Raw genomic sequence first — 13,273 nt, forward strand, 5'->3', positions numbered from 1 at the left:
CAAGCCCTGCCGAAAACCCCCTTGGGCGTAGAATGCGGCCATGAGCGAATCCCTTGATAACCACCTGGTCCACGGCCGCCGCCAGCGGCCCGACGGCCCGTCGCCGATCGATGTCATCTCGGTCCAGTCGCAACTTGTCTACGGCCATGCCGGCAACAGCGCCGCCGTACCGCCGATGCGCGCGCTCGGCGTGCGCGTAGCCGAAATTCCGACCGTGCTGCTCAGCAACGCGCCGTTCTACGACACCACCCGCGGTCGCGTGCTGCCCGCCGACTGGTTCGCCGATCTGTTGCGGGGCACCCACGAGCGTGGCCTGCCGCAGCGGGCGAGGATGCTCGTCTCCGGCTACTTTGGCAGCACGGCCAATGGTGCCGCCTTCGCCGATTGGCTGGACGACATCCTGCCGGCCTGCCCGCAGCTGCGTTACTGCCTGGATCCGGTGATCGGTGATACTCACACCGGCCCCTACGTGGAACCGGGCCTGGAAGCGATCTTCGCCGAGCGGTTGTTGCCGCATGCCTGGCTGGTGACCCCGAACGCCTTTGAACTGAATCGCCTGACCGGCATGCCGGCGCTCGCCGAGGCCGATGCCATCACCGCCGCACGCACGCTGCTGGATCGTGGCCCGCACTGGGTGATCGCGCACAGCGTAGGCGGCACCCCGGGTGAACTGGTGACCCTGGCCGTTGGCCGCGAGGAGACCTGGCGCTGGACCTCGCCGCTGCTGCCGGTGGACGTGGCCGGTACCGGCGATGTGCTGATGTCGCTGGTGGTGTCGTTCCTGCTGCGCGGCGAATCGATGCAGCAGGCGATCTCGCGTGCGATTGCCGGCACCCACGCGGCGCTGGAGGCGACCCTGGACAACGGCTTCGAAGAGTTCGACGTGATTGCTGCAGCGCCTGCCGCGCTGGCCGAAGGGTCGCGCTTCCGCGCCGAACGCGTGGCATGAGCGGCCTGCTCGAACGTACGCCGCGCACGGTCGGCATCATCGGCAGTGCCGGCGCCTACGGGCGCTGGCTGACCCGCTTCTTCCAGCAGCACATGCAGCTGAAGGTGATCGGCCACGATCCGGCCGATCCGGACTCGCATACGCCGGAAGAGCTGCTGGCGCAGGCCGACGTGCTGGTGTTCTCGGCGCCGATCCGGCACACGCCCGCGTTGATCGCCGAGTACGTGCGGCAGTCCGCAGGCCGTGAACGCGACCGACTGTGGCTGGACGTGACCTCGGTGAAGGAAGCGCCGGTCCAGGCGATGTTGGCCTCTCAAGCCGAAGTGGTCGGCCTGCACCCGATGACCGCTCCGCCCAAGGCGCCGACCCTGAAGGGCCGGGTGATGGTGGTCTGCGAAGCGCGGCTGCAGCACTGGCAGCCGTGGGCCAATACGCTGTGCACGGCGTTGCAGGCTGAGTGCGTGCGCGCCACGCCACAGCACCACGACCAGATGATGGCGCTGGTACAGGCGATGGTGCATGCCACTCACCTGGCCCAGGCCGGCGTGCTGCGCCAGTACCAGCCGCAGCTGGGCAATCTGGCCGCGATGATGCCGTACCGGTCGGCATCGTTCGAGCTGGATACGGCGATCATCTCGCGCATCCTGTCGCTCAACCCGGCGATCTACGAAGACATCCAGTTCGGCAACCCATACGTAGCGCCGATGCTGGAGCGGCTGGTCGGCCAGCTGCAGTCCCTGCAGGCGCAGGTCGGGCAGGGTGACGACGGTGCACGTGCTGCATTCCGGGAGCAGCTGCTGTCGGCCAATCGCACTGCCTTCGGCGAGCAGGCGCTGGCGGACGGCAATTACACATTCGAACGCGTGGGCTATCTGCTGGCTGACCTGACCGAGCGCAATGCGTTGTCAGTGCACCTGCCGGAAGACCGGCCGGGGTCGTTGCGTGAACTGCTGAACGTGTTCGAGCAGCACCGCATCAGCCTGGCGTCGATCCATTCTTCGCGAACGCCTGGCGGCGAAGTGCATTTCCGTATCGGATTCGTGGCCGGCAGCGATCCGGCGGCGATCACCCGGGCGGCGGCCGAGGTGGACGCCAGCGGCATCGGACGGGTGCTGGGCTGAATTCATCCACAGGCGATGTGGATGGTTTCTGAGCAAAGGTGTGGATAACCTCGCACAGCCCTTGGCAGCCAAGGCTGTCAAGATGCTTGGTGAAAAATTGACCATGCTTTTTTGTAGCGTCGAGCCATGCTCGACCGCCTTTGGCAAAAAGCATGTCGACCAAGGTCGACACCCACCAGAGCGGGGCGGAATGAAATCCGGTAGCGCCGGGCCATGCCCGGCGAACCTCAGATCGTCAACCTCAACTCGCCGCCACTGGTGGTGAACTCGCGGCCATCGCGCACCAGCGGCCGCCCATCATCCAGCTCGTAGCGCGGCGTGGCTTCGGAATGGTGCCCGCTGCCATTCGCCTCGGGCTTGAACTCGATGATGATGTGGCTTTCGCCGTTGCTGTCGACGGCGGGGAACTGACGGAACGACATCGTGCACCTCCTTCAGCGGATGCTGCAGTTGCGCGGCCAGCTTGGCCGCGCCGATGTTAGCCGGACGTCATCAATCGATGAACTGCAGGCGTGCCAGTTCAGCGTACAGTCCGTCTTCGGCCAGCAGCTGTGCGTGCGTGCCCTCGGCGACGATGCGGCCCTGGTCCATCACCACGATGCGGTCGGCCTTGAGCACGGTGGCCAGGCGGTGGGCGATGACCAGCGTGGTGCGACCCGCCATCAACCGTTCCAATGCCTGCTGCACGCTGTGTTCGCTCTGTGCATCCAGCGCGCTGGTGGCTTCATCCAGCAACAGGATCGGCGCATCCTTCAGCAGCGCACGGGCAATCGCCACACGCTGCTGCTGCCCACCGGACAGGCGGGCACCGCGCTCGCCCAGCTCGCTGTCATAGCCCTGCGGCAACGCGCGCAGGAAACCGTCGGCCTCGGCCGCTCGTGCGGCATCCTCGACCTCGGCGTCGCTGGCCTGCAGGCGGCCATAGCGGATGTTGTCGCGGGCACTGGCAGCGAACAGCGTAGGCTGCTGTGGCACCAGCGCCAGCTGCGCACGCAGCTCGGCCGGGTCGACCTGGCGCACGTCGATGCCGTCCACGTCGATGCGGCCGCTGGCCGGGTCATGGAAGCGCAGCAGCATCGAAAGCACCGTGCTCTTGCCCGCCCCTGACGGACCCACCAGCGCTACGGTCTCGCCGGGGCGTACATGCAGGTTGAAGTGGTCCAGTGCGGCCTGGTCCGGTCGCTGCGGGTAGTGGAACACCACGTCGTCGAACCGGATCTCGCCACGCAGCGGTTGCGGCAGTGCATGCGGCTGGGCCGGCGCGCGGATCTCGATGTCTTCCTGCAACAGTTCGCCGATGCGGCCCATGCCGCCGGCCGCGCGCTGCAGCTCGTTCCATACTTCGGCCAGCGCGCCCACCGAACCGCCGCCGATCAATGCATACAGCACGAACTGACCCAGCGTGCCGGCGCTGAGGCGGCCGTCGATGACGTCGTGCGCGCCCAGCCACAGCACACCGACGATGGCGCCGAACACCAGCAGGATGGCGCTGGCGGTGACCAGCGACTGTGCACCGATGCGGCGGCGGGCGGCGCCGATGGCGTCACCGAGCGCCTTGTCGAAGCGACCGCGTTCGTATGGTTCGCGTGCATGTGCCTGCACCGTGCGCACCGCGCCCAGCGTCTCGCTGGCCAGGCTGTTGGCATCGGCGATGCGGTCCTGGCTGTTGCGCGCGACCGTGCGCAGCTTGCGCGCACCGATGATGATCGGCAGCACCGCCAGTGGAATGCCGAGCAGCGACCATGCGGCCAGCCGCGGGCTGGTGACGAACAGCATCGCCAGGCTGCCGATGACAGTGACCGTGCTGCGCAATGCTACGGACATGGTCGAGCCGACCACGCTGCGCAGCAGTTCGGTGTCCGCGGTCAGGCGCGAGACCAGTTCGCCGCTGCGGCTGCGGTCGTGGAAGCCGGCGCCCAGCTGGATCAGGTGGGCATACAGCTGGCTGCGCAGGTCGGCCACGACTTTTTCGCCGAGCAGCGACACGAAGTAGAAACGCGCGGCCGTGCCCAACGCCATCACGACCGCCACCAGCATCAGCAGGGCGAAGGCGCGGTTGATCTGGCCGCCACTGCTGAAACCATGATCGATCATCTGCTTCACCGCCGGCGGCAGGCTCAGCGTGGCGGCCGAAGACACCGCCAGGGCCAGCAGCCAGGCGGTGAACAGCCCGCTATGGCGGCGCACGAATGGCCACAGCGTGCGCAGGCTGCCGAGGCGCCGCAGCGGCGGGGTCGAAGCGGGGGCGTCGTCCTTGTCAGTCATCCTGGTCGTCGTCTTCTATGCGGATACGGTCACGGGTGGCGTCGCGCAGGCGGATTTTCAATGCGTCGACCTGATCGGCAGGCAATTCGATCCGCAGGCACACGCCATGGGCATCGAACTGTTCATCGCGCTTTTCGGCACCGAAGGCGGGCAGGGTGGCGTGCAGGGTACCCAGATCCTCGAAGCCGGCCAGCAGCTGCAGCCGGGCCATCACTAGCAGCGGTAGGCGCGGCGCGGTACGCAGGCACTCGGCGGCGGCGCCACCGTAGGCGCGTACAAGGCCACCGGCGCCGAGCTTGATACCGCCGAACCAGCGGGTCACCACCACCATCACCCGGTCGAAACCCTGGCCGTCGATCGCCGCCAGGATCGGACGTCCAGCCGTGCCGGCCGGCTCGCCATCGTCGCTGGAGCGATAGTCCTGCCCGTGCCGGTAGGCCCAGCAGTTGTGGGTGGCATCGGCCACCGCGACCTGCTGCAGGAACGCCATGGCCGCTGCGGCGCCTTCGATCGGCGCGGCATGGGCGATGAAACGGCTGTGTTTGACTTCCAGCGTGTGGCTGACCGGCTGGGCGAGAGTATCGAGCATTCCCGCCATTCTACGGGGTTGCCAGGTATTCCCGTCCGCTTCAGTCGTCCAGCAGTGGGCGCAGGTCGCGTGGCAGGCGCGCTTCCGGGTACTGCTGCATGTAACGCTCCAGGCTGGCACGGGCCAGATCGCGCTGGCCGTCGTCGCGTCGTGTACGGATTTTCTGCAGCCACTGCCGACGCGGCAGTCGTGCGTCGGCGTCCACCTCGGCCTGCACGGCGTCCGCGCTCAGGCCCGCATCGGTGCTGCGGCGCATGATGCCTGGTGCGGAACGGCTGGGAGCCTCACGCTTCATCGAGGTGATTTCTACCCGGTCCAGCGCCTGCGCCCGCTCGACTTCGGCGGCATTCGCTGCCGGTGCTGCGGCCGTGCGTGCTTTCAGCGCCCCGGACGCTACCGGCGCGAATGCCGGTGCCGGTGCCGAGTAGGCGGCGGGTGCCGGTGGCGCAGGCGGCGCCGCTGCCGGCGCTGCGGCCGGAGCGGGCGGAAGGGCCGCAAAGGAGGTATCGGCGGCGGCATCTGCAGCCATCGATCGTGTAGCCTGGGCCGGCGCGTCAGCGGACTCGGCCGGCGCAGGCTTGCGCGTGCGCGCGATGACCGGTGCCGGTGCCGGGGCAGCGGCAACAGGGCCTGCCTCGGGCGCTGCGGGCGCAGCAGCCGGTTCCGCAGCCGCCACCGCGCTGTCGGCTGCACTGCTGTCACCGGCCTGATCGGCAGCCGCAACGTCTTCTGCCGCAGCCGGTGCCGCAGCAACAGCGGCCTCACCGGCCGGAACCGGCGGCGGTTCCGGACGCAGCTGCCAGGCGATGCCAATGGCGAACACCATCGAGGCGGCGATGCCGAACACCGCCGGCCAACGCGGGCGTGTGCGCTGCGTGCGCGGCGCCTCGGGAGAGGCGACCGCATCGGCAGCCGGAGCGTCCACGGCAGCGCGGGCCGCGGCCAGGATGGCGGCGTCCAGTGCGGCGGTCGGTGCCTGCTCGGCGCGACGGCCGAGCAGCCGGGCCAGCTCGCGTTCTTCCGGCGTCAGCGGTTCGTCTCGGTTCATGCGTTCAATCCCGCACGCAGCTTGTCCATCGCATAGCGCAGCCGCGATTTCACGGTTTCCCGGCCTACGCCGGTGATCTGGCCGATCTCCTCCAGGCTCAGTTCCTGATCCAGCCGCAGTTGCAGCACCTCGCGCTGCTCCGGCGGCAGTTGTTCCATCGCCAGCTGGATGCGGCGACGTTGTTCGAATTCGGAAAGCTCACCTTCCGGGGTCTGCCCATCCTCGATCGCGGCCAGGCGCAGATCGGCGTCGGCCGGCGCGGCGGGGCGATGACGGGCGGCACGCCAATGGTCATTCAGGCGGTTGTGCGCAATGCGGAACAACCAGGTGCTGAACGCCGCCTCGGGCTGCCAGCCGGCGCGGGCGCTGATCACCCGCTGCCAGACGTCCTGGAAGATCTCCTCGGCCAGCGCGTTGTCGCGCAGTTGCCGCAGCAGGAAGCCGAACAGGCGCTTGCGATGGCGCGCATACAGGCTTTCGAATGCGCGCAGGTCGCCACCGGCCCAGGCCAGCATCAAGGCTTCATCGGTTGGCAGTGCGCTGGCTTCCACGGCGTACAGGGTAAGGCCTGCAGGCGATGGCGCATAGCCGGTGGCGGGGGCGGGCAGGGCGAGGGTCATGGCTCGGAAGGGGCTACGGACAGCAGGAAAAACGTACGGGCGCACGATTCGGGGTTTACGGGCTTCCATTGCCCCCCGGGTGGCGCGCTATGCTCGGCGGCTCAGGGGAGGCGACGCACCGACGGCGCCAAGAGATTGTCATTTGTCCACGCATGCTGAACCGGCGGAAGAGCCACCACACGAGGCCGTGCTGAGCACGGCGCTGGTGCGCGCGTTGCATGCGCTTTTGCCGGAAACGGCCGTGGTCCGCGTCGGCTGGGACGACCCGCAGCTCGGTCGTGGCCAGGGGGGCTGGCCGACAGCGGCTGCCGGAGGTGATGCGGCGGCACCCGGCGCGGGCGATGGCCAGCACGGCTGGGAACATGATGGTGCGCGCCTGCTGTTGTCGGTCAAAGGCGCAGTGCCTTCGCCGGCATGGTGGGGCGTTGCCCGGCAGGCGATGGAGCTGGCGCTGCAGCGCGGCCGCCAGGCCGGCCAGATCAAGGCACTGGAAGAGGCCGAGCGGTTGCAGCAGGCCCTGTTCCAGATTGCAGACCTGGCCGGTGCCGACCTTGAAATGCCCGAGATGCTGCGCCACGTGCATGGTGTGCTGGGCACGCTGATGTATGCCGAGAACTGCTACATCGTCGAATACGACGATGTGCGCGACCAGATCCGGTTCCTGTACTTCGCCGATCAGGTCGATGACTTCGTCGCCGACCCCACGCAGAGCCATGACGCCAGCGAGATGCCGCGCAGCCTTACCGTGGCGCTGCTGCGCCATGGCAAACCGCTCAGTGGTCCCTCGCGCAAACTGCTGGCGCAGGTGATGGAACAGGAGCACGACCCGCAGCGTGGGCCGGAAAGCCTGGACTGGCTGGGCGTGCCGATGCTGCGCGATGGCCGTGTATGCGGTGCCATCGTGGTTCAGAGCTATGAACAGGCGGCCCGCTATGGCGAGGCCGAGCGCGCATTGCTGGGTTTCGTTGCGCAGCATGTGCAGACCGCGATGGACCGGCGCCAGGCGCAGGTGCGGCTGGAGCAGCAGGTAGAGCGGCGTACCCAGGAACTGCAGCGCGCCAACCACAGCCTGCAGGACGAAGTAACCGAGCGGCGTCGCGCCGAACAGCTGCAGACCGCGCTCTACAACATTGCCGAGATGGCGATGTCGGCCGACAGCCTGGCCCAGTTCTACGGACAGGTGCATGGCGTGGTTGGGCGCCTGCTCGACGCACGCAATTTCTACATCGCCCTGGTCAACCCGGCCGGCAACGGCCTGGATTTCGTGTATTCGGTGGACGAGCACAATGCCAGTCGCGCTCCACGGCCCTTCAGCCGGGGCCTGACCGAATACGTGGTGCGCAACCGGCGCCCGCTGCTGGCCTCGCGCGCGCAGATCGATGCACTGCTGGCCAGTGGCGAGGTGCGTGAATCCGGTGCGCGTTCGCACTGCTGGCTGGGCGTACCACTGCTGCGCGACGACGAAGTGGTCGGCGCGATCGTGGTGCAGAGCTACAGCGAGAACAGCATTTTCAGCGTGCATGACCAGCGCCTGCTGACCTTCGTTGCGCAGAACATCGGTACCGGCCTGGCCCGTCAGCGCGACCAGCAACGGCTGCGCTCGGCGCATGCCGAACTGGAAAAGCGCGTGGAAGAACGTACCCGCGAGCTGGCCGAGGTCAACGAGAAGTTGCTCGGGCAGATTGGTGAACGCCTGCGGGCCGAGCAACGCCTGACCCACCAGGCCATGCACGATGCGCTGACCGGCCTGCCCAACCGCCTGCATTTGCTTGATCGCCTGCAGGATTCGCTGGCGCTGGCCAAGCGTGATGGTGGGCCGGTGTTCGCTGTGCTGTTCCTCGACCTGGACCGCTTCAAGCTGGTCAACGACAGTATCGGCCACGCTGCTGGTGACCGCATGCTGGTGGAAGTGGCCAAGCGCATCGTATCGATGGCTGGCGCCGAGGACGTCGTGGCGCGGCTGGGCGGTGATGAATTCGCGGTGCTGCTGCAATGCCCGCAGGGCCTGGCACAGGCGCTGGACTTTGGCCAGCGCCTGCTGCTGGCGCTGCAGGAATCGATGTGGATCGCCGGGCGCGAACTGTTCCCGTCCGGCAGCCTGGGCATCGCCCTGTGGAACCCGCGCTACCGCACCGGCGAAGAGCTGCTGCGCGACGCTGACGCGGCCATGTACCGGGCCAAGGCGCAGGGTCATGACCGCTGCGCGATCTTCGACGAAGACATGCGCGAGCAGGCCATGCGCAGCCTCGACCTGGAGGCCGACCTGCGTCGTGCGATCAACAACCGCGATTTCGTGCCGTTCTACCAGCCGATCGTGCGCCTGTCCGATGGCGAGGTGGTGGGCCACGAGGCGCTGCTGCGCTGGCAGCATGAGCGCCGCGGCCTGCTGCTGCCGGGCGCGTTCCTGGAGCTGGGTGAAGAGAGTGGCCTGATCGAACAGGTCGACTGGCTGATCTACGAGCAGGTCATCGCAGGGTTGGCGCAGGGGGGCGAAGGCTACGTCTCGGTGAACGTCTCACCCCGGCATTTCCGCTCCGCCGAATTCAGTGACCGCCTGTTCGGCCTGCTCGACAGCTGCGGTGCCGATCCGCGCCGGCTGCGCCTGGAGATCACCGAGGTGGCGCTGCTGGACGATGGCCCGCACACGCTGCGCATCCTGCAGGGGCTGCGCGAGCGCGGCATCCAGGTGCAGCTGGACGATTTCGGTACCGGCTTCTCCGCGCTGTCCTACCTGCACCGCTTCCCGATCAGTACGCTGAAGATCGACCAGAGCTTCATCGCCGGCCTGCATGGACCGGAAGTGCAGAGCACGCGCGCGCTGGTCGAAGGCGTACTGTCGCTGGCGCGCACGCTGGGCATCGAGACCATCGGTGAAGGCATCGAGACCGAGGCGCAGCGGCAGACCCTGCGCGAACTGGGCTGCGATTACGGCCAAGGCTATCTGCTGGGGCGGCCTGCCCCGTGGTCGCACGCGGCGGCCTGAGCCACCGCGTGCGGCTGCATCAACGCAGGGCGGCCCGGCGCTTCTCGTCGATCCACTTCGAGGCCTGGGCCGGCTGGTAGTTCTTCATCCACTCCAGCATCGCTTCGATGTCCGAGCCGTACCACAGGTCCTGGCGCTGGTCCGGGTGCAGGAAGCGCTCTTCCACCATGCGATCGATCATGCCGATCAGCGGGGCGTAGAAACCTTCCACATCGAGGAAGGCGCACGGCTTGTTGCCGATGCCCAGCTGGCGCCAGGTCAGCATCTCGAAGATCTCTTCCATGGTGCCGAAGCCGCCGGGCAGGGTGACGAAGCCATCGGCGAGGTCGAACATGCGCGACTTGCGCTCATGCATCGAACCGACGATCTCCAGTTCGGTCAGGCCGCGGTGGGCCACTTCCCAGTCGGCCAGCTGACGCGGGATCACGCCGGTCACTTCGCCGCCAGCGGCAAGCACGGCATTGGCCACGGTTCCCATCAGGCCGACGTTGCCCCCGCCATACACCAGGCGCAGGCCGTCGCGGGCGATGCGGTCGCCCAGTGCAATGGCGCGTTCGGTATAGGCCGGCTTGCTGCCAGCGTTGGAACCACAGTACACACAGATCGATTTCATGGATCTTCCTGTCTCTTGGCCGGAAACGAAAACGCCCCGTCGCCGACCGCAGGGCGGTCAGGGACGGGGTGCCCAAGGATTATGAGGCCTTGAGAGGCCTTCTGTAGAGCCGAGCCGCGCTCGGCTGCTCTTCGTTCAGATCGCGGCAAAGGCGCCAGCCGAGCATGGGCTATGCCGGTCGTCCTGACCGGCACCCTTCGGGCCGTCGCCAGCGACGTTGGCAGCGGCTCCTGCCGCTGCCTTCGGCTCTACCGAAGCGGGGGTTTACGCCGCTGCCGCCTGCTCGCGGCGCGGGCCTTCACGCAGGGCGCGGCCGACCATGCCCACCAGCAGGTCCAGCTCTTCGCTGTCCATGCCGAAGTGCGGGGTGAAGCGCAGCGAGTTCTCGCCACCGTGGATCACGTTGATGCCGTGCTGGCGCAGCCATTCCTCGGTGGAATTGGCGCCGTAGCACTTGAACTGCGGGGCCAGCTCGCAGGAGAACAGCAGGCCGGTGCCCTGCACCTTGGTGATCAGCCCGCCCAGCTCGTTCTTCAGCTGTTCCAGCTTACGCACGGCCTCGGCACCGCGTTCGGCAATGTTGGCACGCACCTGCGGGGTCAGCTGGGCCAGGGTGGCGCAGGCCACGTCCAGCGCACGCGGGTTGCTGGTCATGGTGTTGCCGTAGATGCCCTTGCGGTACAGCTGCGCGGCATGCTCGGTTACCGCCAGCACGGACAGCGGGTACTGCGCGGCGTTGAGCGCCTTGGAATAGGTCTCCATGTCCGGCGGGTCCAGGCCTTCGAAGCCCGGGTAGTCCACCACCGAGAGCACGCCATGCGCGCGCAGGCCGGCCTGGATCGAGTCGAGCAGCAGCAGGCTGCCATGGGCACGGGTCAGTTCACGGGCCACGGCATAGAACGACGGCGGCACCGAGCGGCCGGGGTCGCCTTCGCCCATCACCGGCTCCAGGAACACCGCTTCGATGAACCACTGGTTGCGTGCGGCATCCTCGAACACCTTGCGCAGGCCGGCCTCGTCGTACGGCGCCACGGTGATCACCGAGTCCTCGCCGCGATAGCTGGCCAGGTGCTGCATGTAGCTCTTGCGGCTGGAATCGGAATACAGCGCCGGGCGGTCGGTACGGCCGTGGAAGCTGCCCTTGACCACCACGCGCTTGATCGCGGCGCCGGCGTGGCGCGCGCCGGGGTCGGTCTGCAGCTTGGCGTTGACGTCGGCGATGCGGGCGGCCAGGCCGACGGCCTCGGAACCGGAATTCAGGCACATGAAACGGGCGAACGGGCAGCCGCCACGGCGGTGGCCGATCTCGGCGCGCAGGGCGGTGATGAAGCGCTGCTGCGACAGGCTGGGGGTCATGATGTTGGCCATCACCTGCGGGCGGGCCATCGCCTCCAGCACGGCATCCGGGGTGTGCCCGAAGCCGAGCATGCCGTAGCCGCCGGCGTCGTACAGCACGGCGCCCTTCAGGGTGACCACCCACGGGCCGCGCGCGGCCAGTGCCACGTACGGGGTCACCGCGTCATCGGCATAGAAATTGACGAAACCGTCCTGCATCGCGTCGATCTGCGCCTGTTCGTCCTGCGCCAGCAGCGGCCCCAGGTCGGCCTGCACGCGCGCGAATTCCTCGGCGGCGGCATCCACCGCAGCGATCAGCTGCGGGTGGTTGGCGGACAGGGTGGTCAGGGTGGCATCGTCCAGACCGGAGGTGAGGCGGGTGCCGGGCTGGTTGCGCAGGGGGGCGAGGCGTTCGATGAAGCTCATTGCAGATCTCCTGAAACAAAGGGTCGCACGGGTCTTCAAAAGCAAAACGCGCGTCATCACGCGCGCTTGGGGGCAGGCTCGTGCAGCGGACTTCCGGCTCGATGCTAGCACTTGTTTTTTTGCGCGATAACCCCGCAGAAACCTGCTGCATAGCAGCATTTTGCGCGACGTTCGCCGCGAAGCGCGCCGGCTCGCAGACGCTGGACGTACAATGCGCGCCATTGTCGACCTGTTGCCGCCCACTGCCTTGAAGAAGTCCAATTTCCACTACGACCTGCCGGCTGAACTGATCGCGCAGGCACCCTTGGCCGAACGTTCCGCCAGCCGCCTGCTGCTGGTCCCGCCGGCGCCCGATGGCTTCACCGATCTGCAGGTGCGTGATCTGCCATCCCTGCTGCAGCCGGGCGATCTGCTGGTGTTCAACGACACCCGGGTGATCCCGGCGCGCCTGTTCGGGCAGAAGGCCAGCGGTGGCCGCGTGGAGATCCTGATCGAACGCCTGCTCGGCGGCCAGCAGGCCCGTGCCCAGGTCGGCGCCAGCAAGTCGCCAAAGGCCGGCAGCCGCATCGCGCTGGATGCCGGTGGCGAAGCCGAGGTGCTGGGCCGCGATGGCGAGTTCTACGTCCTGCAGTTCCATGTGCCGGAATCGCTGGAACAGTGGCTGCTGCATGCCGGCCGGCTGCCGCTGCCGCCGTACATCCAGCGCGAGCCGGGCGTGGACGACCGCGAGCGCTACCAGACCGTGTTCGCGCGCGAAGTGGGCGCGGTGGCGGCGCCGACCGCCGGCCTGCATTTCGACGAACCGCTGCTGGCCGCGCTGAAGGACAAGGGTGTGGACTTCGGCCATGTCACTCTGCACGTCGGCGCGGGCACCTTCCAGCCGGTGCGCGCCGATGACCTGAAGGATCACGTGATGCACCGCGAGTGGCTGAACGTGGGCGCGGAGCTGGTGCAGCAGGTACGGCGCACGCGCGCGGCCGGCGGCCGGGTGATCGGCGTCGGCACCACCGTGGTACGCGCGCTGGAAAGCGCGATGCGCGATGGCGAGCTGCTGCCGTTCGCCGGTGAAACGCAGATCTTCATCACCCCGGGCTACCGCATCCGCAGCGTCGACGCGATGGTGACCAACTTCCACCTGCCGGAAAGCACGCTGCTGATGATGATCTCCGCGTTCGCCGGCAAGGAAAGGGTATTCGAGGCGTACCAGCACGCGATCGAGAAGCGCTACCGCTTCTTCAGCTACGGCGACGCCATGCTGCTGTTCCCGCAAGCGGGGTAGGGCGCTGACCTCTGCCTGCTTGTGGTGGGTGCGCACCGTTGGTGC

11 protein-coding genes are annotated in these 13,273 nt (G+C 67.8%); 4 read left to right on the plus strand and 7 right to left on the minus strand.

What is annotated here, in order from left to right; genetic code table 11:
• Positions 1–40: 40 nt before the first annotated feature.
• Entirely contained in the window at positions 41–949 is a 909-nt protein-coding gene (gene pdxY / locus AC5P8D_RS10745; RefSeq protein ID WP_057502452.1) for a pyridoxal kinase, read from the plus strand.
• Positions 946–2,070: a prephenate dehydrogenase gene (locus AC5P8D_RS10750; protein ID WP_495203303.1), complete on the plus strand. Its 1,125-nt coding sequence runs from the start codon at positions 946–948 to the stop codon at positions 2,068–2,070. Before pdxY ends, AC5P8D_RS10750 begins: the two co-directional genes overlap by 4 nt.
• A 227-nt stretch (positions 2,071–2,297) precedes the next feature.
• On the opposite strand, the gene AC5P8D_RS10755 is transcribed toward AC5P8D_RS10750, so the two are convergent.
• The 5 genes from AC5P8D_RS10755 to AC5P8D_RS10775 all read right to left on the minus strand — a co-directional run bounded on the left by AC5P8D_RS10755 (position 2,298) and on the right by AC5P8D_RS10775 (position 6,487).
• Positions 2,298–2,492, minus strand: a complete 195-nt coding sequence (locus AC5P8D_RS10755) for a hypothetical protein (RefSeq protein WP_005409247.1) — start codon at positions 2,490–2,492, stop codon at positions 2,298–2,300.
• A gap of 70 nt (positions 2,493–2,562) precedes the next feature.
• Positions 2,563–4,335: an ABC transporter transmembrane domain-containing protein gene (locus tag AC5P8D_RS10760; RefSeq protein ID WP_010484484.1), complete on the minus strand. Its 1,773-nt coding sequence runs from the start codon at positions 4,333–4,335 to the stop codon at positions 2,563–2,565.
• On the minus strand, positions 4,328–4,924 hold the full coding sequence (locus AC5P8D_RS10765; RefSeq protein ID WP_126561084.1) for an IMPACT family protein: 597 nt from the start codon (positions 4,922–4,924) through the stop codon (positions 4,328–4,330). The genes AC5P8D_RS10760 and AC5P8D_RS10765 overlap by 8 nt, the downstream gene beginning before the upstream one ends.
• A gap of 40 nt (positions 4,925–4,964) precedes the next feature.
• A complete protein-coding gene (locus AC5P8D_RS10770; protein WP_495203304.1) occupies positions 4,965–5,972 on the minus strand; it encodes a hypothetical protein in 1,008 nt (335 codons plus the stop codon).
• Entirely contained in the window at positions 5,969–6,487 is a 519-nt protein-coding gene (locus AC5P8D_RS10775; RefSeq protein ID WP_229301621.1) for an RNA polymerase sigma factor, read from the minus strand. Before AC5P8D_RS10775 ends, AC5P8D_RS10770 begins: the two co-directional genes overlap by 4 nt.
• A 247-nt stretch (positions 6,488–6,734) precedes the next feature.
• Between AC5P8D_RS10775 and AC5P8D_RS10780 the strand changes: the two genes are divergently transcribed.
• The gene (locus tag AC5P8D_RS10780; RefSeq protein ID WP_495203305.1) at positions 6,735–9,575 is read left to right on the plus strand and encodes a bifunctional diguanylate cyclase/phosphodiesterase; all 2,841 of its coding nucleotides are present in this window, start codon (positions 6,735–6,737) and stop codon (positions 9,573–9,575) included.
• Positions 9,576–9,594: 19 nt separating this feature from the next.
• Here AC5P8D_RS10780 and AC5P8D_RS10785 read toward each other — a convergent pair whose 3' ends face one another.
• Both AC5P8D_RS10785 and AC5P8D_RS10790 read right to left on the minus strand, forming a co-directional pair.
• Positions 9,595–10,188 carry an LOG family protein gene (locus AC5P8D_RS10785; protein WP_010484495.1) on the minus strand — a complete coding sequence of 198 codons (594 nt, stop codon included), beginning with the start codon at positions 10,186–10,188 and terminating at the stop codon, positions 9,595–9,597.
• Between the two features lie 264 nt (positions 10,189–10,452).
• Positions 10,453–11,949, minus strand: coding sequence for an aminotransferase class III-fold pyridoxal phosphate-dependent enzyme (locus tag AC5P8D_RS10790; RefSeq protein ID WP_043403227.1), 1,497 nt, complete (start codon positions 11,947–11,949; stop codon positions 10,453–10,455).
• Between the two features lie 211 nt (positions 11,950–12,160).
• On the opposite strand from AC5P8D_RS10790, the gene queA reads away from it, so the two are divergent.
• Positions 12,161–13,228: a tRNA preQ1(34) S-adenosylmethionine ribosyltransferase-isomerase QueA gene (gene queA / locus AC5P8D_RS10795; RefSeq protein WP_495203306.1), complete on the plus strand. Its 1,068-nt coding sequence runs from the start codon at positions 12,161–12,163 to the stop codon at positions 13,226–13,228.
• The last annotated feature ends 45 nt before the right edge of the window (positions 13,229–13,273 follow it).

The sequence above is a fragment of the Stenotrophomonas sp. YJH_SMC_101-4 genome, from assembly GCF_059370395.1.

Excerpts from the sequence above, each read along its gene's own strand:
- AC5P8D_RS10750 (WP_495203303.1), top strand. The coding sequence starts at position 946 with ATGAGCGGCCTGCTCGAACGTACGCCGCGCACGGTCGGCATCATCGGC.
- AC5P8D_RS10770 (WP_495203304.1), bottom strand. The coding sequence starts at position 5,972 with ATGAACCGAGACGAACCGCTGACGCCGGAAGAACGCGAGCTGGCCCGG.
- AC5P8D_RS10765 (WP_126561084.1), bottom strand. The coding sequence starts at position 4,924 with ATGCTCGATACTCTCGCCCAGCCGGTCAGCCACACGCTGGAAGTCAAA.
- queA (WP_495203306.1), top strand. The coding sequence starts at position 12,161 with ATGCGCGCCATTGTCGACCTGTTGCCGCCCACTGCCTTGAAGAAGTCC.
- pdxY (WP_057502452.1), top strand. The coding sequence starts at position 41 with ATGAGCGAATCCCTTGATAACCACCTGGTCCACGGCCGCCGCCAGCGG.
- AC5P8D_RS10760 (WP_010484484.1), bottom strand. The coding sequence starts at position 4,335 with ATGACTGACAAGGACGACGCCCCCGCTTCGACCCCGCCGCTGCGGCGC.
- AC5P8D_RS10785 (WP_010484495.1), bottom strand. The coding sequence starts at position 10,188 with ATGAAATCGATCTGTGTGTACTGTGGTTCCAACGCTGGCAGCAAGCCG.
- AC5P8D_RS10775 (WP_229301621.1), bottom strand. The coding sequence starts at position 6,487 with ATGCTGGCCTGGGCCGGTGGCGACCTGCGCGCATTCGAAAGCCTGTAT.
- AC5P8D_RS10790 (WP_043403227.1), bottom strand. The coding sequence starts at position 11,949 with ATGAGCTTCATCGAACGCCTCGCCCCCCTGCGCAACCAGCCCGGCACC.
- AC5P8D_RS10755 (WP_005409247.1), bottom strand. The coding sequence starts at position 2,492 with ATGTCGTTCCGTCAGTTCCCCGCCGTCGACAGCAACGGCGAAAGCCAC.